At 58.5% G+C, this 609-nt stretch carries 1 protein-coding gene; it reads right to left on the reverse strand.

The window, feature by feature from the left end; all coding sequences use genetic code 11:
• Positions 1 to 56: 56 nt before the first annotated feature.
• Positions 57 to 609: hypothetical protein (locus AB4091_RS21820; protein ID WP_442295003.1), on the reverse strand; the 553-nt coding region annotated here is incomplete at its 5' end.

Genomic DNA, 609 nt, shown 5'->3' on the forward strand with positions numbered 1-609 from the left:
GTCGTCGACAATCAAGTGACGGGCCAGCAGAGGATGCGCAGCAACCGGTACGCCATCTAGAAGTCGTCGACAATCAAGTGACGGGCCAGCAGAGGATGCGCAGCAACCGGTACGCCATCTAGAAGACCCAGAATAGGCGAAAGTAACTCTCCCGCTTCTCCAGGTAGCCCCGCAGCCTCCGCGTCCTCGACCTCGATCGTGGTAGCGAGGCTTTGCGGACGGATGTGCATCACCGGGTCTAACCCTGCGATGCTGTTCTGAGATCGTTCGATAATCGCACGGATGGCGCGGACAGGAAGGTCTACAAGTAATGCATGATAAGCGATGTCCGGCAGTCGTGCTCGAGACACAACTTGTCCGCCCTGTGCTTCGACGGCTGCATAAACTTCGCGCTCTTGGATCCTAGACTGGGCGTCCGATGCTCTGTAGACGAGCTCGATTTCCAGCGGGACAAGTTCGGCATCATCCCGCCCCCAAATCTCGTCGCTTAAAAAACCGGCATCGTTTGGTTGTACGCGGTCTTGTGGTCCCCAAGGCCGGAGGTCCCTGAGCAGTTCGAAAACACCACGCCACGGAGTCTCGCCAGTCCTGAGGGGACCGGCGTTCCAG

Origin of the sequence: Terrabacter sp. 2RAF25, from assembly GCF_052115265.1 — a bacterium.
In the GTDB taxonomy this organism is placed as follows: Bacteria; Actinomycetota; Actinomycetes; order Actinomycetales; family Dermatophilaceae; genus Terrabacter.